This window comes from Streptomyces sp. 351MFTsu5.1 (genome assembly GCF_000383655.1).
Classification (GTDB): Bacteria; Actinomycetota; Actinomycetes; order Streptomycetales; family Streptomycetaceae; genus Streptomyces; species Streptomyces griseorubiginosus.
In genome coordinates, this window is record NZ_KB911778.1 from 339720 (window position 1) to 365254 (window position 25535).

At 72.1% G+C, this 25535-nt stretch carries 22 protein-coding genes and 1 pseudogene; 9 read left to right on the top strand and 14 right to left on the bottom strand.

What is annotated here, in order from left to right; translation table 11 throughout:
• Positions 1-42: 42 nt before the first annotated feature.
• Complete coding sequence (locus tag H295_RS0111170; RefSeq protein WP_020135447.1) at positions 43-1509, bottom strand: amino acid permease; 1467 nt, start codon at positions 1507-1509, stop codon at positions 43-45.
• 218 nt (positions 1510-1727) lie between these two features.
• Here H295_RS0111170 and H295_RS0111175 point away from each other — a divergent pair, with 218 nt between their 5' ends.
• Positions 1728-2447 carry a MerR family transcriptional regulator gene (locus H295_RS0111175; protein ID WP_020135448.1) on the top strand — a complete coding sequence of 240 codons (720 nt, stop codon included), beginning with the start codon at positions 1728-1730 and terminating at the stop codon, positions 2445-2447.
• On the opposite strand, the gene H295_RS0111180 is transcribed toward H295_RS0111175, so the two are convergent.
• Positions 2424-3149, bottom strand: a complete 726-nt coding sequence (locus tag H295_RS0111180; protein ID WP_020135449.1) for an SDR family NAD(P)-dependent oxidoreductase — start codon at positions 3147-3149, stop codon at positions 2424-2426. The genes H295_RS0111175 and H295_RS0111180 overlap by 24 nt on opposite strands.
• Positions 3150-3307: 158 nt before the next feature.
• On the opposite strand from H295_RS0111180, the gene H295_RS0111185 reads away from it, so the two are divergent.
• Genes H295_RS0111185 through H295_RS0111195 form a run of 3 tightly spaced genes read left to right on the top strand, consistent with a single transcriptional unit; the run spans position 3308 to position 6910 of the window.
• Positions 3308-4336 (top strand): ABC transporter permease, encoded by a 1029-nt coding sequence (locus H295_RS0111185; protein WP_020135450.1) that lies wholly within the window; start codon positions 3308-3310, stop codon positions 4334-4336.
• A gap of 38 nt (positions 4337-4374) precedes the next feature.
• Positions 4375-5436: a sugar ABC transporter substrate-binding protein gene (locus H295_RS0111190; RefSeq protein WP_020135451.1), complete on the top strand. Its 1062-nt coding sequence runs from the start codon at positions 4375-4377 to the stop codon at positions 5434-5436.
• Between the two features lies 1 nt (position 5437).
• Positions 5438-6910, top strand: a complete 1473-nt coding sequence (locus tag H295_RS0111195; RefSeq protein WP_020135452.1) for a sugar ABC transporter ATP-binding protein — start codon at positions 5438-5440, stop codon at positions 6908-6910.
• Between the two features lie 35 nt (positions 6911-6945).
• On the opposite strand, the gene H295_RS0111200 is transcribed toward H295_RS0111195, so the two are convergent.
• The 6 genes from H295_RS0111200 to H295_RS0111225 form a co-directional block, all read right to left on the bottom strand.
• Complete coding sequence (locus H295_RS0111200; RefSeq protein ID WP_028809256.1) at positions 6946-7686, bottom strand: IclR family transcriptional regulator; 741 nt, start codon at positions 7684-7686, stop codon at positions 6946-6948.
• Positions 7687-7743: 57 nt separating this feature from the next.
• Positions 7744-9372 (bottom strand): thiamine pyrophosphate-binding protein, encoded by a 1629-nt coding sequence (locus H295_RS0111205; protein ID WP_020135454.1) that lies wholly within the window; start codon positions 9370-9372, stop codon positions 7744-7746.
• Positions 9373-9533: 161 nt separating this feature from the next.
• The gene (locus tag H295_RS0111210; RefSeq protein ID WP_020135455.1) at positions 9534-11711 is read right to left on the bottom strand and encodes a 3-hydroxyacyl-CoA dehydrogenase NAD-binding domain-containing protein; all 2178 of its coding nucleotides are present in this window, start codon (positions 11709-11711) and stop codon (positions 9534-9536) included.
• A 42-nt stretch (positions 11712-11753) separates the two neighbouring features.
• Positions 11754-12968, bottom strand: coding sequence for an acetyl-CoA C-acetyltransferase (locus tag H295_RS0111215; protein WP_020135456.1), 1215 nt, complete (start codon positions 12966-12968; stop codon positions 11754-11756).
• Between the two features lie 22 nt (positions 12969-12990).
• Complete coding sequence (locus H295_RS0111220) at positions 12991-14133, bottom strand: acyl-CoA dehydrogenase family protein (protein WP_020135457.1); 1143 nt, start codon at positions 14131-14133, stop codon at positions 12991-12993.
• A 22-nt stretch (positions 14134-14155) separates the two neighbouring features.
• The gene (locus H295_RS0111225) at positions 14156-15295 is read right to left on the bottom strand and encodes a CaiB/BaiF CoA transferase family protein (protein ID WP_028809257.1); all 1140 of its coding nucleotides are present in this window, start codon (positions 15293-15295) and stop codon (positions 14156-14158) included.
• A 235-nt stretch (positions 15296-15530) separates the two neighbouring features.
• On the opposite strand from H295_RS0111225, the gene H295_RS0111230 reads away from it, so the two are divergent.
• On the top strand, positions 15531-16709 hold the full coding sequence (locus tag H295_RS0111230) for a saccharopine dehydrogenase family protein (protein ID WP_020135459.1): 1179 nt from the start codon (positions 15531-15533) through the stop codon (positions 16707-16709).
• 46 nt (positions 16710-16755) lie between these two features.
• Here H295_RS0111230 and mmpA read toward each other — a convergent pair whose 3' ends face one another.
• The 4 genes from mmpA to H295_RS0111250 all read right to left on the bottom strand — a co-directional run bounded on the left by mmpA (position 16756) and on the right by H295_RS0111250 (position 19290).
• Positions 16756-16914: a morphogenic membrane protein MmpA gene (gene mmpA, locus H295_RS47500; RefSeq protein WP_167364504.1), complete on the bottom strand. Its 159-nt coding sequence runs from the start codon at positions 16912-16914 to the stop codon at positions 16756-16758.
• 87 nt (positions 16915-17001) lie between these two features.
• Positions 17002-17715 carry an endonuclease V gene (locus tag H295_RS0111240; protein ID WP_028809258.1) on the bottom strand — a complete coding sequence of 238 codons (714 nt, stop codon included), beginning with the start codon at positions 17713-17715 and terminating at the stop codon, positions 17002-17004.
• Positions 17716-17806: 91 nt separating this feature from the next.
• Positions 17807-18136, bottom strand: a complete 330-nt coding sequence (locus H295_RS0111245) for a hypothetical protein (RefSeq protein WP_020135462.1) — start codon at positions 18134-18136, stop codon at positions 17807-17809.
• A 50-nt stretch (positions 18137-18186) separates the two neighbouring features.
• Entirely contained in the window at positions 18187-19290 is a 1104-nt protein-coding gene (locus H295_RS0111250; RefSeq protein ID WP_051135533.1) for a WD40/YVTN/BNR-like repeat-containing protein, read from the bottom strand.
• A gap of 253 nt (positions 19291-19543) precedes the next feature.
• On the opposite strand from H295_RS0111250, the gene H295_RS0111255 reads away from it, so the two are divergent.
• Complete coding sequence (locus tag H295_RS0111255) at positions 19544-19960, top strand: SsgA family sporulation/cell division regulator (protein WP_020135464.1); 417 nt, start codon at positions 19544-19546, stop codon at positions 19958-19960.
• 422 nt (positions 19961-20382) lie between these two features.
• On the opposite strand, the gene H295_RS0111260 is transcribed toward H295_RS0111255, so the two are convergent.
• Entirely contained in the window at positions 20383-21030 is a 648-nt protein-coding gene (locus H295_RS0111260; protein WP_020135465.1) for a GOLPH3/VPS74 family protein, read from the bottom strand.
• 291 nt (positions 21031-21321) lie between these two features.
• Here H295_RS0111260 and H295_RS0111265 point away from each other — a divergent pair, with 291 nt between their 5' ends.
• The 3 genes from H295_RS0111265 (at position 21322) to H295_RS0111275 (ending at position 25226) form a co-directional block, all read left to right on the top strand.
• Positions 21322-22944 carry an ABC-F family ATP-binding cassette domain-containing protein gene (locus H295_RS0111265; RefSeq protein ID WP_020135466.1) on the top strand — a complete coding sequence of 541 codons (1623 nt, stop codon included), beginning with the start codon at positions 21322-21324 and terminating at the stop codon, positions 22942-22944.
• Between the two features lie 321 nt (positions 22945-23265).
• A complete protein-coding gene (ddaH, locus tag H295_RS0111270; protein ID WP_020135467.1) occupies positions 23266-24042 on the top strand; it encodes a dimethylargininase in 777 nt (258 codons plus the stop codon).
• A gap of 206 nt (positions 24043-24248) precedes the next feature.
• Positions 24249-25226 (top strand): acyl-ACP desaturase, encoded by a 978-nt coding sequence (locus H295_RS0111275; protein WP_020135468.1) that lies wholly within the window; start codon positions 24249-24251, stop codon positions 25224-25226.
• A gap of 111 nt (positions 25227-25337) precedes the next feature.
• Here the strand turns inward: H295_RS0111275 and H295_RS45385 are convergent.
• Positions 25338-25499, bottom strand: a pseudogene (locus H295_RS45385) (DUF1990 family protein); the annotation flags it as partial.
• Between the last annotated feature and the right edge of the window lie 36 nt (positions 25500-25535).

Sequence of the window (25535 nt, forward strand, 5' to 3'; positions counted from 1 at the left end):
CATGACGCCACCGTAGAGGCCACCACTGACAGTGGCCCCTCCTCAGTCCGTGAGGTCGGTCAGTTCCCGGTCCGTGGTCCGCCGCACCCTGCGGCGGACGCCGAACCAGCCGGCCACCAGGAGGACCGCGATCAGCGGGATCAGCAGGAGCGTCTTGCGGCCGACCTCGGGGTCGTTCCACATCATCCCCAGGCAGGCCAGGAGGAAGGCGACCGTGGTGAGCTCGGTGACCGGGCTGAACGGGAGCCGGAAGGAGGGGCGGGTGACCAGGCCCGAGCGTGCGCGGCGGACGAAGACCAGGTGGCAGATCATGATGATCACCCAGGTGCTGATGACGCCGAGGGAGGCGACGTTCAGCACGATCTCGAAGGCCTGGCTCGGCATGAGGTAGTTGAGAACCACACCCAGGACGCAGACCGCGCAGGTGAGGAGGATGCCGCCGTAGGGGACCTGGCTGCGGTTCATCCGGGCCGTGAACTTCGGGGCCGAGCCCGCCGTCGCCATGGAGCGGAGGATGCGGCCGGTCGAGTAGAGGCCCGAGTTCAGCGAGGACATCGCGGCCGTCAGGACGACCAGGTTCATCACGTCACCGGCCGCCGGGACGCCGATCTTCGACAGGACCGTGACGAAGGGGCTCTCGTCGGCGGAGTAGACCGAGCCCGGCAGGAGCAGGGCCAGGAGAACGACCGAGCCGACGTAGAACAGGCCCACCCGCCACATGATCGAGTTCACCGCGCGCGGGACGACCTTCTCCGGCTCCGCGGTCTCGCCCGCCGCGACACCGACCAGTTCGAGGGCGGCGTACGCGAAGATCACGCCCTGCATGACGAGGACGACCGGCATCACACCGTGCGGGACGACCCCGCCGTTGTCGGTGATCACGCTCGGGCCGGGTGTGCCGCCGCCCACCTCGTGCCGGGTGGCCAGCAGGAAGATGCCGATCAGCATGAAGCCGACCAGCGTGGCGACCTTGATGATCGCGAACCAGAACTCCATCTCGCCGAAGATCTTCACCGAGATCAGGTTCACGGCGAGGACCACGGCGAGCGCGATCAGGGCCAGCGTCCACTGCGGGATGTCGGTGAACAGGCTCCAGTAGTGCGTGTAGAGCGCGATCGCGGTGATGTCGGCGATGCCGGTCGTCGACCAGTTCAGGAAGTACATCCAGCCGGCGACGTACGCGCCCTTCTCGCCGAGGAACTCGCGCGCGTACGACACGAAGGAGCCCGAGGAGGGGCGGTACAGGACCAGCTCGCCCAGGGCCCGGACGACGAAGAAGGCGAACGCGCCGCACACCAGGTAGGCCAGCGCCAGCGCCGGGCCCGCGGTGTGGAGGCGCCCTCCGGCGCCCAGGAAGAGGCCGGTGCCGATCGCGCCGCCGATGGCGATCATGTTGACGTGGCGGGCCTTGAGGTCCTTGCTGTAGCCGGCGTCGCCCGCGTCGGCGGGCACCTGGGCCACGTCGGTGCGGGAGGCGGCCTGTGCCGAGTGCACGGCGTCCTTGCTCACGGTGGATCCACTCTCTGGTGCGCCCCGGCGGGCCTCGCTCGGGTTCCGGACGTGCGTCGGCCCGTACCTCCTGGTGACAGGCACAGGCGAGGGGTCGCATGCCCATGAAACGACTCCTCACGCGGTGGCGGTCGTCACAGCGGTCGGCGGCCGACATGATCGGAAAGGGTCCCCCGACCGGGTGTCACAGCAGTGGTGAGACAGCGATACTGCTGCACATGACGACCGACCCCTCCCCCGGTGCCGAGGAGCAGACCTTCACCGTCGACGAGCTGGCCGCGCGGGCGGGGGTCACGGTCCGCACCGTCCGCTTCTACGGCACCCGGGGGCTGCTGCCGCCGCCGGTGATCGGTCCGCGCCGGGTCGGTCACTACGGCCGTGAGCACCTGGCGCGTCTCGCGCTGATCGAGGAGCTCCAGCACCGGGGGATGACGCTGACGGCGATCGAGCGGTACCTGCAGCAGCTCCCGGCCGGCCTGAGCGCCCACGACCTGGCGATCCACCGGGCCGTGGTGGCCTCCTGGGCCCCGGAGGTCGTGGAGCGGGTGACGCGCGAGGAGCTCGGGCGGCGGGCGGGGCGGGCGCTGAGCGACGACGACCTGGAACGGCTCGCCGCGATGGACGTCGTACGGCGGGACGGCGACGGCTACCGCGTCGACCTGGGCCTGCTCCGGCTCGGCGTCGCACTGCTCGACGTGCCGCTGTCCCAGGAGGCGATCCTCGCCTCGCGGAAGGTGCTCATCGAGCACTCCCGGGCCGCCGCGCACGAGTTGTCGCAGCTGTTCCGGGGCGAGGTGGCCCAACGCGCCGCGCAGGACGTGAAGTCGCTGTCCGCGCACATGGAACCCCTGGTCGTGCAGGCCCTGTTGACGGCCTTTCAGAGGTCCCTGAAGGAGGAGCTGCGGGAGTGGACGTCAGAGGTAGGACGAACCCCCTGACACGTTGAGGGTCTGCCCGGTCAGGAAGTCGCTGCCCTCGTCGACGACGTACAGCAGGGTCGAGACCAGGTCGGCCGGTTCCTGGGTCCGCTCGACGGCCTGCCCGGAACGCACCTGCTCGAAGCCGCCGTCCGCGCCCACCGTCCGCTCGGCCGTCGCGGTGCGGACCATGCTGGGCGCGATGGCGTTGACCGTGATGCCGTAGGACGCGACGGCCGCGGCGAGCGAGCGGGTGAAGCCGATCAGGCCCATCTTCGAGGCGACGTACGGAACCATCGTCGGCGGTGCCGTGAGGACGGCCGCGGAGGCGATGTTGACGATACGGCCCCACCCCGCCGCCCTGAGATACGGCAGCGCGGCGCGGGTCACCAGGAACGGCGCCTCCAGGTTGACCCGCATGACCCGGCGCCAGTCCTCGAGGGTCGTCTCCTCGAACGGCTTGGCCGGGTAGACACCCGCGTTGTTCACCACCACATGCAGGGCGCCGCACTCGTCGACGATCCGTCGCAGTCCCTTCTCCACGGTCCCGGGATCGCCGGCGTCCCCGACCAGCTCGACGTAGTCCGGGACCCGTGCGGCGGTCTGCGGCTGCGGCTCCAGGTCGAGCCCCGCGACCCGGTAGCCGCGCCCGGCGAGCGCGACGGCGAACTCCTGCCCGAGGCCCTGCGCCGCTCCGGTCACCAGGGCGGTACGCGTCTTCATGCGCCGAGTGTGATGACCCGCCGGCCGCTGGGCAAGAACGCATTCCACTCGCTGGAACGCCCCTGTTGCCGCCCGGGGCCGTGGGCTCGACGCTGCGGGTCGATGCCGACAGCCACCGGGGCGATGCCGGCAGCCGCCTGTTACGGGAGCCGTGCCCGATGACCGAGACCGAGCGTGCCGTGGACGACGCCGAGCGCGCCCGCGAACAGGGCGGCGGGCCGCGCCGCTCGCGTACGCTGCCGCGTCGCCTGGTGCGGGACGAACTCGGTGTCCTGCTGGTCCTCGGGCTGTTGATCGCCGGGATCGGCATCCCGTACCCGGACTTCCTCGACACCGGCAACCTGCTGTCGACGGCCCACAACTCGGTCTACATCTCGCTGATGGCGTGCGGGATGGTCTTCGCGCTCGCCATGCGCGAGGTCGACCTGTCGGTGGGCGGCAGTTACGCGATGTGCCTGGTCGTCGGGGCGCTGCTGATCCGGGACGGGACGGCGCCCTGGCTGGCCGTGCCGGTGGTGCTGGTCACCGGCATCGCCGCGGGGGTGTTCAACGCGGTGGTCACGACGGTCCTGGCACTGCCGTCGTTCATCGTGACCCTGGGCACGCTCCTGCTCTTCCGGGGAGTCGGGCTCGCCCTCGCCGACGGCAAGCAGATCACCGATCTGCCGCTGGACGACTCGTTCTTCACCTTCGCCGGCGGGGATCCCGGCGGGGTGCCGTTCGCGCTGTGGGTGCTGCTCGCGGTGGTCGTGGTGCTGGCCGTGGTGCTCGCCCGCACCCGGTTCGGGGCCCGGGTGCGGGCGATCGGCTCCAACCCGGACGCGGCCCTGTTCAGTGGTATCCCGGTCGTCCGCACCCGGGTCCAGGCCCTCGCCCTGTCCGGACTGACCACGGCGTGCGCGGCCGCGCTCGCTCTCGCCTTCTACGGCGCCGGCGACCCGACCCTGGGCCAGGGCTACGAGCTCCAGGCCATCGCCGCCTGCATCATCGGCGGCACCCCGCTGGCCGGCGGCCGGGGCTCGGTGGTCGGCGCGGTGGCCGGGGCGATGATCCTGTCGGTCGTCGCCGCCGGGCTCGTGTTCTTCGAAGTCCCCATCAACTGGACGTCGTTCGCGACCGGCGGGGTCATCCTCGTCGCGGTCGCGGCCGACAGCGCGCTGCGCCGTACCGGACGCCGTCGCAAGTGAGCAGAGCCCGAGGCACACCCGAGCCGTTGGAGGCCGTGATGCATCCCCGATTCCGTACGGTGCCCGCAGCCCTCGGCGCGCTGCTGCTGCTCGGTGCCGCAGGCTGCGGCGACAGCGACCCGGGCAAGGGCGGGAAGCTGCAGATGGGCATCGCCGTCGCCAACATCTCCCTCAACTTCGCCCACGAGATGGTGCTCGGCGCACAGAGCGCCGCGAGCCACGCGGGAGACGTCGACTTCAAGGCCGTGGGACCACCGAACACGGACGGGCCTGCCGAGGTGCAGCTGTTCCAGAACCTGACCGCCCGGGCCAAGGACGGCATCGTCCTGGAGAACCTCGACCCGCCGATCTTCACCCGGCCCGCGGCGCAGGCCGTCGACCGGGGCATCCCGGTCGTCGCCCTGGACACCTCCCCCACCGACGGCTCCAAGGTCGGCTTCTACGTCGGCAACGACAACTACGCGCTGGGCGAGTTGATGGCGAAGGAGGCGCTGAAGCGGCTCGGCGACGACCCGAAGGGCGAGGTCGCCATCGGTGTGCCGAACCCCGGGACGCCGGTGCTGGACAACCGGGCGAAGGGGATCTCCGACACCTTCGCGAAGGAGGCGCCGGACGTGAAGATCGTCGGCCCCTTCCAGACGTACAGCGATCCCGGGCAGAACTACAGCAGTTGGTCTGCGCAGGTCAATGCGCACCCGAAAGCGCTCGCGTTCCTCGGCGTGGGCGACGCGGACAGCTACAACCTCGCGAAGATCAAGAAGGCGGAGCACGGCACATGGCTGACCGCCGGCTTCGACGTCGACCCCAAGACCCTGGACGCGGTCGCGGACGGCTCGAACTTCGTCACCATCGACCCGCAGCACTTCCTCAAGGGCTATCTGTCCACCGCGATGCTGATCGAGGCGGTGCGGGAGAAGGACGGCAAGCTGCCCGACGGCTGGTTCCTCTCCCCCGGCGGGATCGTCGACTCCTCCAACGTGGCCGGGATCATCGCCCGGCAGAAGTCCGCGAAGGCGGCCTACGACTGGTACAAGCCGACGATCGACAAGCTCCTCGGGGACCAGGAGGCCCAGTTGAAGCCGCTGAAGGACGCCCGCTGAGATGACGTACGGCGACATCCTGGTGGCCCGGAACCTGGTCAGGTCATACGGCGCGACAAGGGCGTTGGACGGAGCCGGCATCCGGCTGCGCGGCGGCGAGGTGCACGCGCTGGTCGGCGAGAACGGGGCGGGCAAGTCCACGCTGGTGCGGATCCTGTCCGGGTCGCTCGCCCCGGACGACGGGGAGATACGGACCGCCGAGGGCACCCGGATCGCCACCGTGTCCCAGGAGCTCAGCCTCTTCCCCGACCTCAGCGTCCGCGAGAACCTCTTCCCCCACGGCCCGCCGCGTCGCCTGGGGCTGCTCGACCGGGGCGCCATGGACCGGGCCGCCCGGCCGGTCCTGGCGGAGCTGGGACTGGAGGTGGATCCCGGCACCGAGCTCGGCGAACTCCCCCTCGCGGACCAGCAGTTGACGGAGATCGCGCGAGCGCTGCTGCGGCAGCCGCGGCTGCTGGTCCTGGACGAGCCGACCTCCGCGCTCCCGGCCCCCGCCGTCGAACGCCTGGAAAGGGTGCTGCGCACGCTCACCGCGCGGGGGATCGCCGTCCTCTACGTCACCCACTTCCTGGAGGAGGTCATGCGGATCGCGCAGCGCGTGACCGTGCTCCGGGACGGGCGGGTCGCTCTCGCGGGGGCGCGCCGCGCGGACGTGGACGTGCCCGAGCTGGTGACGGCCATGCTGGGCGGGCGGCCCGAGCAGCCGGCGCGACGCACGCGAGCGGCGGCCTTGGACCTGCCGCCGCCGGTGGTGCTGTCCGGGGTGAGCGTGCCGGGGCGGCTGGCCGACGTGACCTTCACCGTGCGGGCGGGTGAGGTGGCCGGGGTCGCCGGGCTGCAAGGGGCGGGCCATCTCGACGCGTTGGCGGTGGTGTGCGGGCGCGCGGAGGTCTCCGCGGGCCGGGTGGACATCGGCGGGCGCGGGCGGCCGCGCTCGTTGCGGGCCGCGGTCCGGGCGGGCGTGGCCTTCGTGCCGAGCGACCGGAAACGGTACGGGCTGATGCTGGACCGCACGGTGTGGGAGAACACCACCTCGGTGAGCTGGCTGGCGCTCGGCCGGGGCGGTCACATGCCGTCGCGATCCGAACTCGTGCGGGACACAGAGGACTTGACGAGACGGTTGCGGCTGCGGGGCGGCCCGTACGACCCGGTGGCGCGGCTGTCCGGCGGCAACCAGCAGAAGGTCGTGTTCGCCAAGTGGCTGGCGACGGAACCGACGATCGTGGTCCTCGACGATCCGACCCGGGGCGTCGATGTCGGCGTACGGACCGAAATGCACCGGGTCGTCGGGGAGTTGGCGGCGGGCGGGGCGGCCGTACTGCTGGCGTCCACGGATCTCGCGGAGCTGACCGAGGTGTGCGACCGGGTGCTGGTGTTCGTCCGGGGGCGGCTGGCCGGTGAGGTGCACGGGGAGCGGCTGACGGAGCATGCGCTGGCGGTGGCCATGCAGCAGGGGGTCTCCCCCTCGGGGTGACCGGCCCGCGGGTGCCGGACCGGGGCACGGTCCGTTCAGGCCGACAAGGCCCTGGTCAGTGCCCTTGCCGCCGCGCACACCCGCTCCCCCGTGCGGTTCATGTCGAGCCGTCGGGTGCCGCCGGTGACGGAGATCGCGGCGACCGGGCGGGAACCCGGGCCCCCGGCGTAGACGGGGGCGGCGACCGCGGAGACGCCGATCTCGGCCTCCTCCAGGTTGACGCCGTAGCCGCGGGCCCGGGTGCGGGCGAGGTCGCGGGCTAGCTGGCCGGGCAGGACCAGGGTGCGCGGGGTCAGCCGGAGCAGCGCGCGGCCCGGTGGGCGGGGGTCGAGGGCGAGGAACACCTTGCCGGTGGCGGTGCAGTGGGCGGGCAGCCGGCCTCCGGTGCGGGAGACGATCGGGGTGGCGCGGCGGCCGGTGACCTTCTCCAGGAACAGGGTGTCGGCGCCGTCCGGGACGGCCAGGTGCACGTTCTCCCGGGTCGCCTCGTGCAGATCGCCGAGGTACGGCAGTGCCGCGTCCCGCAGTTCGCGCACGGACGGTGCCGACTGGCCCAGCACGAACAGGGCGAGCCCCACGCGGTAGTCGCCCTCGGGGGTCCGCTCGACAAGACCGAGCCTGACCAGCTCTCCGATCAGCCGGTGCGCGGTGGGCTTCGGCAGACCGGTGCGCAGGGCGAGTTGGGCGAGGGAGATCGCGGTGTCGGACTCCCCGCAGGCCCGCAGCAGCGCGGCCCCGCGGGCGAGCACCGACTTGGGCGGTGGTCCGTCCGTCATGGACCGATGATCGGGCCGCGTGGGCCGGGTGACAAGACGTGGGGTGCGGTGACTGCGCTATCCCTGCACCGGTACGTCGACGAGGAGCGGCCCGGAGAGGCTGCCCGCTCCGGCCACCAGGTCGCGCACCTGGGCGGCGCTTTCGGCGCGTACCGCCTCGACACCGAAGAAGCGGGCCGCCCGGGTGAAGTCCAGCGGGCCCAGTTCGGTGCCGGGGCAGGTGCCGTCGATGCCCATGGCCCGGTAGGTGTCCTGGAGGGTGCGGTAGACGCCGTTGTTCATCACCACGAACAGGACGGGGGTGTTCTGGCGGGCGGCGCTCCACAGGCCCTGCAGGCCGAAGAGGGTGCTGCCGTCGCCCAGGACGGCCACGACCGGGCGGCCGGGTTCGGCGAGGGAACGGCCCACGGCGGCGCCGATGCCCCAGCCCAGGCCGCCGCCGACGGTGTGGGTGTAGCTGCCGGGCTTCTCCAGCCGTAGGTGCCGGCGCAGCAGGAGACCGACGGTGATGGCCTCCTCGACGACGGCGGCGTCGGCCGGGAGGCCGCTCGCCACGGCGTGGGCGGCTGCCAACGGGGCGAGGGGCGCCGCGGACCAGGCGGCTCGGGCCGCGGCCTCGGCGCGATCGCGTTCGGCGGTGTGCCGCTCGCCCGCGCGCAGGATGCGGGCCTTCACGGTGTGCTCGGGCACCTGGTCGCGGAGCAGGTCCGCCAGCCGGTGCAGGGACGGGGCGAGGGCGCCCACGAGGCCGGTGTCGGCGGGGAAGTTGCGGCCGATCTCGTCGGGGTCGGAGTCGAGCTGGAGGACGGTGAGGCCGGGCGGCAGGGCGGGGCCCGGGGTGTAGTGGTGGGGGGTGAAGGCGTGGGCGCCGGCGATCAGGACCGTGTCGTACGGGGCGAGGGCGGTGCGGATCTCGTCGTGGCGGGGCGGGAGCATGCCTGCGTACAGGGGGTGGGTGGTGGGGAAGTCGAGGGCGTCCGCCATGGGCTGGTGATGGACGGTGGCCCCGCAGCTCTCGGCCGTGCGGACCAGTGCGCCCAGGGCGTCCTCGCGGGCCACGCCGTCGCCGGCGACGATCACCGGGCGGGCGGCCGCTCCCAGAAGGGCCGCGGCGCGTTCGATGCCGGGGGCCGGGCCCTGCGGGGGTGCGGGGGTGCGGGCCGGGATCTCCAGCTCCGTCTCCTCCTGGAGGAGGTCCATGGGGAGGGACAGGAACACCGGTCCCGCGGGCGGACGCCGGGCCAGGGCGAAGGCCCGGCGCAGGGCGAGGGGGAGGTCCCGGGCGTGCTGGACGTCGTAGGCCGCCTTCACGGCGGGGGTGGCGAGGCCGATGACGTCGCCGGAGAGCATGGGGTCCTGCTGGAGGTGGCGGCGGTCCTGCTGGCCCGCCGTGACGACCAGCGGGGTGCGGGAGCGGCGGGCGTTGAGGAGGCCGATGAGGCCGTTGGCCAGTCCGGCCGCGATGTGGAGGCTGACGAAGGCGGGGCGGCGGGTGGCCCGGGCGTAGCCGTCGGCCATGGCCACCACGGAGCCCTCGTGGACTCCGAGGACGTACTCGGGCGCGTTGTCGGTCTGTGCCAGTGCGGCCAGGAAGGGGAGTTCCGTGGTGCCCGGATTGCCGAAGACGCGGTCCACGCCCTCGTCTCGGAGGATGTCCAGGACGGCGAGGGCGGGACGCTGACCCATGGGGGCTCCTCGTGGGGGGCGGGAGGTGTGAGCGGCTCGCACGTCAGCGTCGGGGAGCCGGGGCGGGGCGGCAAGGGGACCGTGTCGCTCAGCGGTACGGTCTCGCACGCCGGCGGGGCCGGAGTCTCCTGCGGCCCCGCCCGGCGTGCGGCGCGTCGATGTCACGCGTCCCCGAACCGCTCCCCCTTCTCCGCCTTCTCGACCAGCAGTGCCGGTGGCGTGAAGCGCTCCCCGTACCGGTCCGCCAGTTCACGCGCGCGTGCCACGAAGCCCGGCAGGCCACCCTCGTAGCCGTTGATGTACTGGAGGACGCCGCCGGTCCAGCCCGGGAAGCCGATGCCGAAGACGGAACCGATGTTGGCGTCGGCGACCGAGGTCAGCACGCCCTCCTCCAGGAGCCTGACCGTGTCCAGGGCTTCGGAGAAGAGCATGCGTTCCTGCATGTCCCTGAAGGGGATCTCCGAGCCCGCCCGTGTGAAGTGCTCGCGCAGGCCCGGCCAGAGGGCGACGCGCTTGCCGTCGTCGTCGTAGTCGTAGAAGCCGCCGCCTCCGCTGCGGCCCGTGCGGCCGAACTCGTCGACCATGCGGTCGATGACCGCCTCCGCGGGGTGGGGCGTCCAGGTGCCGCCGGACTCCTCCACCGCCTGCCGGGTCTCCTTGCGGATCTTGCGCGGGAGGGTAAGTGTCAGCTCGTCCATCAGGGAGAGGACCTTCGCCGGGTAGCCCGCCTGCGCCGCCGCCTGCTCGACCGACGCGGGCTCGATGCCCTCGCCGACCATCGCGACGCCCTCGTTGAGGAAGTGGCCGATCACGCGGGAGGTGAAGAAGCCGCGCGAGTCGTTCACGACGATCGGCGTCTTCCTGATCTGACGGACCAGGTCGAAGGCGCGGGCCAGCGCCTCCTCCCCCGTCCGCTCGCCCTTGATGATCTCGACCAGGGGCATCTTGTCGACCGGTGAGAAGAAGTGCAGTCCGATGAAGTCGTTCTGGCGCTCCACGCCCTCGGCGAGCGCGGTGATCGGCAGCGTCGAGGTGTTGGAGCACAGCAGCGCGTCCGGCTCGACGATGTGCTGGATCTCCTGGAACACCTTGTGCTTGAGCGCCGTGTCCTCGAAGACGGCCTCGATGACCGCGTCGCAGCCGGCCAGGTCCTGGGGGTCGGCGGTGGGGGTGATGCGGGCCAGCAGCGCGTCCGCCTTCTCCTGGGTCGTACGGCCGCGGGAGACCGCCTTGGCGCAGAGCTTCTCGGAGTAGGCCTTGCCCTTGGCCGCCGCCTCCGGAGTCACGTCCTTCAGGACGACCTGGATGCCCGCGCGGGCGCACGAGTAGGCGATGCCCGCGCCCATCATGCCCGCGCCGAGCACGGCCACCTTGCGGACCTGGCGGGGCTCGATGCCCTGGGGGCGGTTGGCGCCGGAGTTGACCGCCTGGAGGTCGAAGAAGAACGCCTGGATCATGTTCTTGGACGTCTGCCCCGCCGCCAGTTCGACGAAGTAGCGCGCCTCGATGACCTGCGCGGTCTCGAAGTCGACCTGGGCGCCTTCCACGGCGGCCGCGAGGATGTTGCGCGGGGCCGGGTAGGGGGCGCCGTTGGTCTGCTTGCGCAGGCTCGCAGGGAAGGCGGGCAGGTTGGCCGCGAACTTCGGGTTGGCGGGGGTGCCGCCGGGGATGCGGTAGCCGGGCTTGTCCCAGGGCTGCCGGGACTCGGGGTTGGCCTCGATGAAGGCGCGGGCCTTGGCGAGGAGTTCGTCCTGGGTGCTCGCGACGTCGTCGACCAGGCCGTTCTGGAGGGCTCGCTGCGGGGCGTACTGGGTGCCCTGGAGGAGGACCTTCAGCAGGGCGTCGGCGATGCCGAGGAGGCGGACCGTACGGACGACTCCGCCGCCGCCGGGGAGGAGGCCGAGGGTGACCTCGGGGCAGCCGATCTTGGAGCCGGGGGCGTCCAGGGCGATGCGGTGGTGGCAGGCGAGCGCGATCTCGTAACCGCCGCCCAGGGCCGCGCCGTTGATCGCGGCGACCACCGGCTTGCCCAGGGTCTCGATGCGGCGCAGGTTGCGCTTGATCGCGAGACCGCCGTCGAAGAGCTCCTGCGCGGTCTCGGGGGTGACCCGGATCAGGTCGCGCAGGTCGCCGCCGGCGAAGAAGGTCTTCTTGGCGGAGGTGATGATGACACCGCGGATGGTGTCCTTCTCGGCCTCCAGGCGGTCGGTGATCACCGCGAGGGAGTCGCGGAACGCCTGGTTCATGGTGTTGGCGGACTGGTTCGGGTCGTCGATGACGAGGGTGACGACGCCGGTGCGGTCCTGTTCCCAGCGGATGGTCGTGGACTGAGTGCTCATGTGGAAGTGCTCCGTGTGATCCGTCGTATCCGTGGGCGGGGGTCAGATGCGTTCGACGATCGTCGCGATACCCATGCCGCCGCCGACGCAGAGGGTGGCGAGGCCGTATCGCTTGTCCTGGCGCTCCAGTTCGTCGATGAGGCTGCCCAGGATCATCGCGCCGGTCGCGCCGAGCGGGTGGCCGAGGGCGATCGCGCCGCCGTTGACGTTGACCTTGTCCAGCGGGAGACCCATGTCCTTGACGAAGCGCAGGACGACCGCCGCGAAGGCCTCGTTGATCTCGACCAGGTCGATGTCGTCGATGGTCAGGCCGGCCTTGGCGAGGGCCTTGCGGGTGGCGGGCGCGGGACCCGTGAGCATGATGGTGGGTTCGGAGCCGGAGACGGCCGCGGAGACGATCCGCGCGCGGGGGCGCAGGCCGTAGCGCTCGCCGACCTCCCGGGAGCCGATCGCGACGAGCGAGGCGCCGTCCACGATGCCGGAGGAGTTGCCCGCGTGGTGGACGTGGTCGATCTTCTCCACCCAGTGGTACTTCTGGAGGGCCACGGCGTCGAAGCCGCCCAGGTCGCCGATGTCCGCGAAGGACGGCTTGAGCCCCGCCAGGGAGTCGGCGGTGGTGCCGGGGCGCAGGTGCTCGTCGTGGTCGAGGACGGTCAGGCCCGCGCGGTCCTTCACGGGGACGACGGACCGGTCGAAGCGGCCCTCCTTCCAGGCGGTGGCGGCCCGCTCCTGGCTGAGTGCGGCGTACTCGTCGACGTCACGCCGGGAGAATCCCTCGATGGTGGCGATGAGGTCGGCGCCGATGCCCTGCGGCACGAAGTTGACGGCGAGGTTGGTCATGGGGTCGTTGAACCAGGCGCCGCCGTCGGAGGCCATCGGCACCCGGGACATGGACTCGACGCCGCCCGCGAGGACCAGGTCCTCCCAGCCCGAACGCACCTTGGCGGCGGCCATGTTGACGGCTTCGAGGCCGGACGCACAGAAGCGGTTCTCCTGCACGCCGGCGACCGTGTCGGGCAGCCCGGCGGCGATCGCGGCGATCCGGGCGATGTCGGAGCCCTGGTCGCCGACCGGGCCGACGACGCCGAGGACGATGTCGTCGACCGCGGCCGGGTCCAGGCCGGGGAAGCGGGCGCGGATCTCGTGGATGAGTCCGACGACCAGGTCGATGGGCTTGGTGCCGTGCAGGGCGCCGTTCGCCTTGCCGCGGCCGCGCGGGGTGCGGATCGCGTCGTACACGTACGCTTCGGTGCTCACGGGGAAGCCTTTCGAATGAGGGTCAGCTCAGCAGGGAACGGCCGATGATCTCTTTCATGATCTCGGTCGTACCGCCGTAGATGGTCTGGATCCGGCCGTCGGTGAAGGCCCGCGCGACCGGGTACTCGCTCATGTAGCCGTAGCCGCCGTGCAGTTGCAGACAGCGGTCGGCGACGCGCTTCTGGAGCTCGGTCGCCCACCACTTGGCCATGGAGGCGTGGACGGCGTCGAGCTGCCCGACCGAGTGATCCTCAATGCAGCGGTCGAGGAACGTGCGGGTGACGGCGCACTCGGTGGCCATCTCGGCCACCTCGAACCGTATGTGCTGCTTGGTGGCGAGCGGCCGCCCGAAGGCCTCGCGCTCCTTGACGTACGCGGTGGTGATCTCCAGGAGGTGTTCGGCGGCGGCGATCGCGGCGACGGCGATGCTCAGGCGCTCCTGGGCGAGGTTGGTCATCAGGTGCACGAAGGCGCCGTTGTGCTCACCCAGGAGGTTCTCCTTGGGCACGCGCACGTCGTGGAAGAACAGTTCGGCGGTGTCCTGGGCCTTCTGGCCGATCTTGTCGAGGTTGCGGCCGCGCTCGAAGCCCTCGCTGCCGCGCTCGACGACCAGGAGGGACAGTCCCCGGGCCCCGCCCTCGGGGGTGGTCTTCGCGACGACGATCACGAGGTCGGCCAGGATGCCGTTGGAGATGAACGTCTTGGAGCCGTTCAGCAGCCAGTGGTCGCCCCGGTCCTCCGCGTGTGTGCGGATGCCCTGGAGGTCGGAGCCCGCGCCGGGTTCGGTCATGGCGATGGCGGTGATCAGGGAGCCGTCGCAGAAGCCGGGCAGCCAGCGGCGCTTCTGCTCGTCGGTGGCGAGCGAGGTGAGGTAGGGGCCGATGATGTCGTTGTGCAGGCCCAGGGCGAGTCCGGGGGTGCCCGCGCGGGTGAACTCCTCGGCGAGGACCGCGCTGTAGCGGAAGTCGGGGGTGCCGCCACCGCCGTACTCCTCGGGCACGGCGAGCCCCAGCAGGCCCTGCTTGCCGGCCGCGCGCCAGGCCTCGCGGGAGACGACGCCGTCCTTCTCCCACTGCTCGTAGTACGGCAGGACCTCCCTGGCCAGGAAGGCGCGCACGGTCGCGCGGAACGCGTCGTGCTCGGGGGCGAAGAGCTGCCGCTTCATCGGGGGCCTTCCGTTCGGGCCGTCATTCGGCGCCTTTCACGAGATCCGGTACGTCCCAGTCGCGGGCCACCGCGGCGGTGTCGGCGCCCGGCCGGGCGGGCCCGGTGCGTACGGCCGTGGGGGTCGCGGAGAAACGGGGCGCGGGCGCGGGCTGGGTGATGCCGTCGTGGTCGGTGAAGGTGCCGCGGGCGGCGAGGTGGGGGTGGTGCGGGGCCTCGCGCAGGGACAGGACGGGGGCCACGCACGCGTCGGTGCCCTCGAAGACGGCCGTCCACTCGTCCCGGGTCCGGGACGCGAAGCGGGCGGCGACCGCCTCGCGCAGTTCGCCCCAGCGGGTCCAGTCCTTGCGGGCGTCGGCGAAGTCCGGCAGGCCCAGCAGGTCCAGGAAGCGGTCGTAGAACTGCGGCTCCAGGGCGCCCACCGCCATGTACCTGCCGTCGGCGGTCTCGTAGGTGCCGTAGTACGGGCAGCCGCCGTCGAGGAGGTTGGCGCCGCGCCGGTCCTGCCAGCCGCCGGCCGCGGTCATGCCGTGCAGCATCGCGGCGAGGTGGGAGGTGCCGTCCACGATGGCGGCGTCGACGACCTGGCCGGTGCCGGTCGCGCGCGCGTGGTGCAGGGCGGCGAGAACGCCCACGACGAGGTACAGGGCGCCGCCCGCGTAGTCGCCGAGGAGGTTGGCGGGGACGGCCGGTGGGCGGCCGGGTTCGCCGATGAGGCCGAGGGTGCCGGTGAGGGCGATGTACGCGATGTCGTGCCCGGCGCGCTGGGCCAGCGGGCCGTCCTGGCCCCAGCCGGTCATGCGGCCGTAGACGAGGGCGGGGTTGCGGGCGTGGCAGTCCCCGGGGCCGACGCCGAGCCGCTCGGCGACGCCGGGGCGGTTGCCCTCGACGAGGATGTCGGCCCGGGCGGCGAGGTCGAGTACACGCGCGGGACCGTCGGGGGCCTTGAGGTCGACGACCACGGACCGCTTGTTGCGGTTGGTGATGTCGAAGGCGGGGTCGATCGAGAGGGCGCTGCCGCCGGGGCGACAGACCTGGACAACGTCGGCGCCGAGGTCGGCCAGGAGCATGGCGGCGAACGGGCCGGGGCCGATACCGGCCAGCTCGATCACGCGCACACCGGTGAGCGGGCCGTGCCGCCCGGGCGTCGTCGCCGTAGTCATCCAGCCCCCATCGGTATGACACAACTGATGTAACACCAGTGATGCTAGGAACGCGCCCCACGTGGACACAAGACCTGAACGAGCAAGCGCTTAGCCAATTGTCGGCTTCTCCCGCTTTTTGAGGGCATTGCTGCGCACGGCCACCGTCCTGCCTCCGGGCTCGTCGTCGGGCTCCGCACTACTCACGCTAGCCTCGGCCACCGACAACGGCGCGTGCGGCGGATCCAGGAGTGTCATGAGCAGGCTGAAGAGGTCGGACCGTCCCTACGACATCGTGCTCTTCGGAGCGACGAGCTTCGCGGGGACGCTCACCGCGGAGTACCTCGCCGCGCACGGCCCGAAGGATCTGCGCTGGGCCATCGCCGGCCGCAGCGAGGAGAAGTTGCGGGCGCTGCGCGAGCGGCTGCCCGCGGGCACCGAGGCCGAGATCCTCACCGCCGACGTGTCCGACCCGGACTCGCTGCGCGCGCTCGCCGGGCACGCGCGCGTGGTGGCCACCACGGTGGGGCCCTATCTGACGTACGGCGAGGAGCTCGTCGCCGCCTGCGCGGACGCGGGTACGGACTATCTCGACCTGTGCGGGGAGCCGGAGTTCGTGGACCTGATGTACGTCCGGCACGACGCACGCGCGCGTGAGACGGGCGCGCGGATGGTGCACGCGGCCGGCTTCGACTCGGTCCCCCACGACCTGGGGGTCTGGTTCACGGTCCGGCAGCTGCCGGAGGGCGTGCCGCTCACCGTCGACGGGTTCGTGACCGCGGACGCCATGTTCTCCGGCGGGACCTTCGCCTCGGCCCTCAACCAGTTCGGGCGCGGCCGGCAGATGATCGCCGCCGCCCGGGACCGGGCCCGGCACGAGCCGCGCCTGGTGGGCCGGCGGGCCGCCGCACCGGCCGGCACCCCGCGCTACGCCCCGGAGGTCGGCGCCTGGGCCCTGCCGTTGCCTACCATCGACGCGCAGATCGTCCGGCGTTCGGCGAAGGCGCTGGAGCGTTACGGCCCGGACTTCCGCTACCGGCACTACGCGGCCGTACGGCGACTGCCGGTCGCGGTGGGCGGCGTCGCGGCCGTCGGCGCGCTGTTCGCGGCGGCCCAGGTGCCGCCGGCGCGGCGCTGGCTGTCGGGCCGGGTCAGGCCGGGTGACGGACCGAGCCCGGAGAAGCGGGCGAAGAGCTGGTTCTCGGTGCGGTTCGTCGGCGAGGGCGGCGGCCGGCGGGTGTACACCGAGGTCAGGGGCGGCGACCCGGGCTACGACGAGACGGCCAGGATGTTCGCCGAGTCCGCGCTGTCCCTGGCCTTCGACGACCTGCCAAAGACGTCCGGTCAGGTCACCACGGCGGTGGCGATGGGAGACGCGCTGATCGAGCGGCTCCAGGCGGCCGGGATCACCTTCCGGGTGGCGTCGGCCAAGTGAGAGGGCCGCAGGCGGTGCGGGCGGCCTCGGGCCGGGTGGCAGGGCCTCAGAGGGACCAGCCCGCCACCGTGTAGATCATCCCGGCGATCCAGCCGAGCCCCGCGAGGACGCCGAGGACCAGTGCGGCGGTCACGGCGCGCTCGACGGGCCGGTTGGGGTCGGCGAGGGGCTTGGGGGAACGCTGGGTCATGCGGTGCGTCGTCATGCGGGACAGCCTGCCGACCGCACCGGGGCCCGCGCATCCGTACAGATACTCAGACGACGTACTCAGACGACGTACTCAGGCGACGTACTAGGCACCCTCTCGGGCCCCCTGACGGGACGTCGCCTCCCGCAGCGCCCGCCGGCACAGCGCGTCCGCCCTGCGGGTGGTCTCCGGGAGCCGGTAGGCCGGGGTGAGCGCGAGGGTGTGGGCGCACGCGTTGTCGAGGCTCACGCGGTGGCCGACCGAGACGAAGACCGGCTTCACCGCCTCGCGGGTGCGCAGGGCCCGGCCGACCTCCTCGTCGCCCGCCAGCAGCGGCGTCCACGCGCCGCGCCGGGGCCCGGGATCGTCGTAGGAGAAGGTGAACGGGTTCTTGGCGACGCCGATCGTCGGCAGGCCGGTGAGGACGCCGAGGTGGCTCGCGAGGCCGAAGCGGCGGGGGTGGGCGAGGCCGTAGCCGTCGCAGACGACCAGGCCGGGCGGGCAGGGCAGGGTGGCGAGGGCCGCGAGGACGGTGGGGATCTCGCGGAAGGCGAGCAGGCCGGGGACGTACGGGAAGGAGATCCGGCCCACGGCGGTCCGCTCGGCCACGACCTCCAGGGTCGCCGCGTCCAGCACCACGGCAGCCGCCGCCACCACGTCCCGCTCGTCGTCGTAGGCCACGTCGACGCCGGTCACAAGTCCGGTGCCGGGCGGTGGGCCCGGTTCGTCGAGGATCGTCCTCGTCCTCAACTCGTCCTGGATCGCGCGGGCCTGTTCCTCGGTCGCGGGCCGGCCCGCGGGGATGTCCATCGTCTTCATGGTGGGGACGAGCGTACGGCTCGGCGGCGCAGGGTGGTGCCGGAGCCGTACCGGAAGACCCCCGGCCGAGGAGGCCGGGGGTTCCGCAAGGTCAGCCCTTGTTGCCGAGGGCCCGCTGGAGCTGGGTCTTGTTCATGTCCGAACGGCCCTTGACGCCCCTGCGCCTGGCCTCCTCGTAGAGCTGGTCGTAGGTCGGGCCCTGGGAGCCCTTGCCGGACCGCCGGCCGCCCCGCTCGCCGGACGACATGTCCTGCGTGGAGGTGCGGCTCGCGGTCTTGGACTCACCGGAGCGGGCGCGTTCCTTGTTGACCGTGCGGGCCGCGATCTCCTTGGCCCGTCCGGTGCTCTCGCCCCGGTCCTCGGCACTCTTCCTGATGTGTTCGTACTGGCGCTCGCGCTTGGAATTCGAACCGGCCGGCATGGGGGATCACTCCTTTCGCCGTCGGCGACCGGGTACCCGCATTCCGCCGCTCAGTGCTCCAGTCGGGCCACCCGTCCCTTCTCGCCCGAGGCCCAGCAGCCCCCGTCGACCGTGCAGTCCACGGTGTCGTAGGAGCCGGTGTCCACGGTCCGCCAGGTCCGGCCGCCGTCCGTGGTGAGGTCGGTGCCGGTGGGGCCGACCGCGAGGGCGGCGGTGCGGCTGTGCGGGAGCCAGGCGACGCCGGAGCGGTAGGCGGCCGGTGGGGTGGCCGCGGGCTGCCAGGAGCGGCCGACGTCGGTGGTGCGGGCGCCCGCGCGCGGGGACGGCTGGTCGGCGTTGTAGTCGCCGCCGACCGCGAGGCCGTGCGCGCGGTCCCGGAAGGCGAGGGCGAAGACGCCCTTGGCCGCGGCACCGCCGGGGATCGGGGTGTCGGAGGCCGTCCAGGTCAGGCCGCGGTCGCCGGAGTGCAGTACACGCGCGCGTGCGCCTCCGCCGGTGGCCAGCCAGACATCGCGCGGGCCCGAGCTCACCAGGCACTGACCGCTCGCCGCGAAGCCCGCCTCGCCGTCGAGCGCGGCCGGCATGCCCTTGTTCGGCAGCACCTTCCAGGAGTGGCCGCCGTCGGCCGTCGACAGGATGCGGAACTTCCCGTCCACCGGGTCGCTCATCGCCAGCCCGTGGCGGCGGTCGAAGAAGGTGAGGCAGTCGTAGAAGGCGTTGGCGTCGGTGTTGCGGAAGGACTCGGTCCAGGTCGCTCCGCCGTCCTCGGTCCGGTACACCCGGGACGCCTCGCCCTCACCGATGGCCAGCACCACGGCCCTGCGCGCGTCGAAGGCCTCGACGTCCCGGAACTGGAGGTCGGACGCCCCCGCCGGTGAGACGTTTCGCCAGCTCGCCCCGCCGTCGGTGGTGCGCAGCACCGTGCCCTGTGTTCCGGCCACCCAGGCGGTGTCCCGGCTGACGGCCGAAAGGCCCCGGAACCGCACACCGGGGGCGCCGCTGTCCCTCAGTTCCCAGTGCGGTGTACGGCCGTCGGGGCCGTACGCCTGGGCCGGTACGGCGGTCACGGCGGCCAGCGCCGCCGCGCAGGCCGCGCCCGCGGTGACGGTCCGGATGGTCAGTCCCACAGGTCTCTTGCCTCGCGTGTTCCCCATGCGCCTCATGGCGGGCGAAGCTAGTGCACGCTCCCGGCGCCGTCCACATGCCCTCGGCCGCACGCCGACCGGTGCGCGAGGTGTCACAAGTGTCTCCGGGGGCACGGGAGAAGGGCGGGATCACACGACGGCGTGACGACGGTGACAGAGGTCACTCGATTCTCGTGTACACGGATCGGCCGATTCCGACGTCTCTTCCATTGCCCGTCCCACCCTCCTAGAGCCCCATCAGCCGTCACAAGGGAGCAAGGCGTTGTCCACCGTCATCGAGCAGCCCGTAGAGGCCCGTCTCGTCGCCGCGGCACCGCGGATGCCGAGCATTCCCGCCACACTGCACTACGACCGCTGCGACCCGTTCGCCGTCCGTATGACCTTCCCCGCCCCGGCCACCCTGGAGGGCGTCGAGGTCTGCTGGACCTTCAGCCGCGACCTGCTCACCACGGGTCTGGACGAGCCCGAGGGCCACGGCGACGTCCGGGTGCGCCCGTACGGCTACGACCGCACCGTGCTCGAGTTCCACGCCCCCGAGGGCACCGCCGTCGTGCATGTCCGCACGGGCGAGCTGCGCCGGTTCCTCGAGGCGACCAACGACCTCGTGCCGAGCGGTCTCGAGCACCTCCAGCTCGACCTCGACCACGACCTCGCGGAACTGATGCGCGACGCGTTCTGACGCCTTCCGACACTGCGCGAGCGTCGTCTCCGACGAGGACAAGGCCGGCCTCGGTCTGGACCGGGTCGCCGTGCTCGTCAACGGCAGCGAACCCGTGCGGCCCGAAACCGCCGACCGCTTCCACGCGGCCTTCGCCGGCCAAGGACTGCCGGCAGAGGTGCACTGCCCGTCCCACGGGCCGGCCGAGGCCACCGTCTTCGTCAGTGCCCACCGGCCCGGACAGCCGTTGCGCCGGTACTCCCTGGACCACGAGGCCCTGGCGGCCGGCAGAGCCGTACCCGTCCCCCCGGACGATCCGGCCGCGGTCCTGCTCGCCTCCTGCGGCGAACCTGCCGACCGCGCCCGTGGGCTCCCTCGGCCGGTCCCGGACGGGCTGCGTGGGGAGACGTGGAGTCGCCGTCACCGCACCGCCCGAACCCCCGTCACGCGCGCGTGGCGACCGTCGCCGCCGTCACCGCTCCCCGTACCTCGTGGACGAGCTTGCGCAGCACAGGTGCCACCGGCCCGCTGCGGTCGATCAGTTCCTCGACGTGGACGTCGTGACGGTCCTTGCGCGGCAGCAGGGTGCGCAGATCGGCGGCGGCCGCGAGAGCGCCGAGGGCCGCGTCCCGGGCGGACGGTTCGGCGGTCTGCCCGCGCAGGATCTCCCGCGCCTCCTCCTGGAGCGCCTCCACCGCGGCCGGTCGTGCCAGGTCGTGGTCGACCGTGGGGAACAGTCCGAGGGCCCGCTTCTTCCGGGCCCGCAGATATCCGCCCGCGGTGAGCTGCTCCCGTACGGCGTCCAGGGTGAACCGGGAGTGCAGCGTCACCCAGCCGCGCCACCGGTGCGGACGCGATTCCCGGACCAGTTCGAGGAGCCCGTCCAGGACGGGGTCCCCGGTCTCGGCGTCCATGTCGACCGGGGTCGCGATGCCGTCCTCGTCGAGGAGCAGACCGCGCTGGGCGAGCTCGGTGAGGGCACCGGCCCGGACCAGCTGAGGGACCTGCGCGGTACCGGTGGCCTCGGACTTCGAGGTGTCCCAGGCCAGCAGGTAGAGACGGGCCGGCAGCGAGAGCGAGCCGTCGGACACGGGGGCCTCCTGAGCGTGGGTTCGGTTAATTCGTTGACAGCCCTGCGGCCGCCTCATACGGTGTAGAACGCTTCTGTTGCCGTCGATCGGAGAAGGACGTTGCTCGTCTGAGGTCCTGAGACACCGTGTCACACACCTGAGGTGTGTGCGCTGCGTGCGACCTCGGCACACGAGCCGTTCCCGACGAGCAGGGCCCCTTCCACGCCCCCCGGTTTCCCTCGTCCCCCGCCGGTCGCAGGTGTCTCGATACGCGATTGCCCCTTCTCGCTTCGAGCAACCGCGGAGACTCGTATGTCTGCTTCCATCACCGGCACCTCGCTCGCTTTCGCCTGGCCCGACGGCACGTCCGTCTTCGAGGGCCTGGACATCGCCTTCGGCCCCGGCCGCACCGGCCTCGTCGGCGTCAACGGGTCAGGAAAATCAACCCTGCTGAAGCTGATCGCCGGTGAACTCGCCCCGGCCGACGGCGCCGTACGCGTCGCGGGCGAGGTGGGCTACCTCCCGCAGAACGTCACGCTGGACACCGGCCTCAAGGTCGACGAGGCGCTCGGCATCGCCGCGCGGCGCGCAGCCCTGCATGCCATCGAGGCCGGCGACGTGGCCGAGGAGCACTTCGAGACGGTCGGCGACGACTGGGACGTCGAGGAGCGCGCCCTGGTCACCCTCGGCGAACTCGGCCTCGGGCACATCGGGTTGGACCGCACGATCGGCGAGGTCTCGGGCGGCGAGTCGGTGCTGCTGCGCCTGGCCGCACTGCTGCTGCGCCGCCCGGACGTCCTGCTCCTCGACGAACCGACCAACAACCTCGACCTGTACGCCCGCAGGCGGCTGTACTCGGCCGTCGCCTCCTGGCCGGGGGTCATGGTCGTGGTCAGTCACGACCGTGAACTCCTCGACCTGGTCGACCAGATCGCCGATCTGCGCGCCGGGGAGGTCACCTGGTACGGCGGGAACCACTCCGCCTACGAGGACGCCCTCGCCGTCGAACAGGACGCGGCGGAGCGGATGGTGCGGGTCGCCGAGTCCGACTTCCGCAAGCAGAAGCGCGAACTGGCCGACGCGCAGGTCAAGCTGGCCCGCCGCAGGCGGTACGGCCAGAAGATGTTCGAGCAGAAGCGCGAGCCGAAGATCGTCATGGGGGCGCGCAAGCGGGCGGCGCAGGAGTCCGCCGGCAAGCACCGCATCATGCACGAGGAGCGGCTCTCGGAGGCGAAGAAACGGCTCGACGAGGCGGTGGAGGCGGTACGGGACGACGACGAGATCCGCGTCGACCTGCCGTACACGGCCGTGCCGCCGGGCCGTACGGTGCTGACCCTCATGGACCTCGAACTCGCCTACGGCGCACGGGTGCAGGGCGGCCTCGACCTGCGGGGACCCGAGCGGGTGGCGCTGATCGGGCGCAACGGTTCGGGCAAGACGACGCTGCTGCGCACGATCGCCGGGGAGCTGGAGCCGGTGTCGGGCGAGGCGACGGCCCAGGTCCCGCTCCGTTTCCTGCCCCAGCGGCTCGACGTCCTCGACGGTGAGCTGTCGGTCGCGGAGAACGTGGCCCGGTTCGCGCCGGGTGCCACCAACAACCGGGTGCGGGCCCGTCTCGCCCGCTTCCTGTTCCGGGGCGCGCGGGCCGACCAGCAGGCGTCCACGCTGTCCGGCGGCGAACGCTTCCGGGCAGCCCTGGCGGCGCTGATGCTGGCCGAGCCGGCACCCCAGCTGCTCATGCTCGACGAGCCGACGAACAACCTCGACATGGCGAGCGTGCGACAGCTGACCACGGCCCTGGAGTCGTACGAGGGCGCCCTGGTGGTGGCCAGCCACGACCTGCCGTTCCTGGAGTCCATCGGCATCACACGCTGGCTGCTGCTGGACGGCGAACTCCGCGAGATCACTCCGGACGACCTGGAGTCCCTGGCGTAGCGCCACCACCGGAGCCCGCGGTCGGGCACCGCCCCCGGTCTCCGGCGCGGCGCCCGCCGCGGGCTCCGGTGGCGTCCGCGACGGTTTCCGGGATGCCGGACGGAGCCTCCGGCGGGCGACGGGGACGGTCGTGCAGCTGCTGCCGGAGGCCCATGAGGCGGCACGCGCGTGTGCGGCGCGGTGGGATGCGTGGGCCTGGCGCGTCTCAGGAGGGCCACAGCCTGACAAGGGGGGTTTTGTCGACACGGACCGGCGCTGCATGATGGCTGACCGGCGCCCGTCACGGGCGCCGCCCTGTCCCGCCGATACGGAGTTTCCCTCGTGCCCAGCAAGAAGGCCCTCGTCCGCCGCCCCGGTCCGCGTCTCGCCGAAGGCCTGGTGACGCACATCGAGCCGGTGAAGGTCGACGTCGGCCTCGCGCTCGAACAGTGGGAGGCGTACGTCGAGGCCCTGCGCACCCACGGCTGGGAGACCGTGGAGGTGGCCCCGGAGGAGGACTGCCCGGACTCGGTGTTCGTGGAGGACACGGTGGTCGTGTACAAGAACGTCGCCCTGATCGCCCGCTCGGGCGCCGAGTCCCGGCGCGAGGAGACGGTCGGCGTCGAGGAGGCCGTGGCCCGCCTCGGCTGCTCGGTGAACTGGATCTGGGAGCCGGGCACCCTGGACGGCGGTGACGTCCTCAAGGTCGGCGACACGATCTACGTCGGCCGCGGCGGGCGCACCAACGCGGCCGGCGTCCAGCAGCTGCGGGCCGCCTTCGAGCCGCTCGGGGCCCAGGTGGTCGTCGTACCGGTGAGCAAGGTGCTGCATCTGAAGTCGGCGGTCACAGCGCTGCCCGACGGGACCGTCATCGGCCACATCCCGAAGGTGGACCGGCCCTCGCTCTTCCCGCGCTTCCTGTCCGTGCCCGAGGAGGCCGGCTCCCATGTCGTCCTGCTCGGCGGCCCCAAGCTGCTCATGGCGGCGAGCGCGCCGAAGACCGCGGACCTGTTCACCGACCTCGGCTTCGAGCCCGTGGTGGTGGACATCAGCGAGTTCGAGAAGCTCGAAGGATGTGTGACATGCCTCTCGGTCCGACTGCGGGACCTGTACGTCTGATCGGGTGAGAGTCTCACCCGGACGGCCCCGGACCTGCGCTTCCCGGAGCACCTTGTCATGACCGGGGAACACTGCTGATCAGGGATCTTTACGGCATCCTTAACCTACGGTCTCGTAACCTACGGTTTCGTAGCCTACGATTCCGTAGGTTCCCGGCACCGCTCGCCGGCTCCCAGACGTATTCGCCGTGTCCCCCTGGAGCACCTGTGACGATCACTTCCCCTCATCTCGGCAGCCCGTCCTCCGCCTGGACCGACGCGCGGCTGCTGTACGCGCTGGAGGAAGTGGTCGAGACGGAGCTCAACCGGCATCTGAAGGTCACCAAGGACTGGATGCCGCACGAGTACGTGCCGTGGAGCGACGGCCGCAACTTCCCCGGTTTCTTCGAGGACGGCGAGGCCTGGGGCAAGGAGCAGTCCAAGGTCACCGAGATCGGCCGGATCGCCCTGGTGGTGAACCTCCTCACCGAGGACAACCTGCCCAGCTACCACCACGAGATCGCCTCGCTCTTCGGCCGGGACGGCGCCTGGGGCACCTGGGTGCACCGCTGGACCGCCGAGGAGGGCCGGCACGGCATCGTGATGCGCGACTACCTGCTCACCTCCCGCGCGGTGGACCCGGACAAGCTGGAGCAGTTCCGGATGGCCCACATGAGCGAGGGCTTCGAGTCGGACAACCGCCACTCGATGCTGCACTCGGTCGCCTACGTGGCCTTCCAGGAGCTCGCGACCCGTGTCTCGCACCGCAACACCGGCCACCAGTCCGGGGACCCGGTCTGCGACCGCATGCTGGCGCGCATCGCGACCGACGAGAACCTGCACATGGTCTTCTACCGGAACCTGCTCAAGGCGGCCTTCGAGCTGGCGCCCGACCTGACGATGATGGCGGTGCGCGACGTCATCGTGAACTTCCGGATGCCCGGTCACGGCATGCCCGGCTTCGAGCGGGCCGCCGCGCAGATGGCGATCGGCGAGATCTACAACATGCGCATCCACCACGACGACGTGCTCCAGCCCGTGCTGCGCTTCCTGAAGGTCATGGAGATCGACGGCCTCGGCCCCGAGGGGCAGCAGGCGCAGGAAGAACTCGGTCTGTTCATGGGCGGACTGGACGCCGAGGCCCTCAAGTTCGACGAGAAGCTCGCGGCGCGCAAGGCGCGGATGGCGGCCCGCGCGGGGGCCTGACACCGCCCCGGCCACCCGTTGGGCATCCGGTGCCGGCCTTGCCGGCCCGGCTTCCGTCCCCTGCACGTCCGCACGCGCATGGGCGAGGGCCACGACGTCTTCCGGAAGGCCGCCGGCAAGGGTGCCGTAGGCCCAGCCCGCGCGGCGGTGTTCCCCGACCGTCCAGACCACCCGGCAGGGGGCCTTGATAACGCCCGCCAGGGTGACCGTCAGGTCCACGTCCGGGACCGCCTGGTCGGCCGTGGCGTCTGTGCCGACGCCCGGCGCGCGGTGGCTGGACGTGGCCGGCCACGACATGAGCCACCGGCC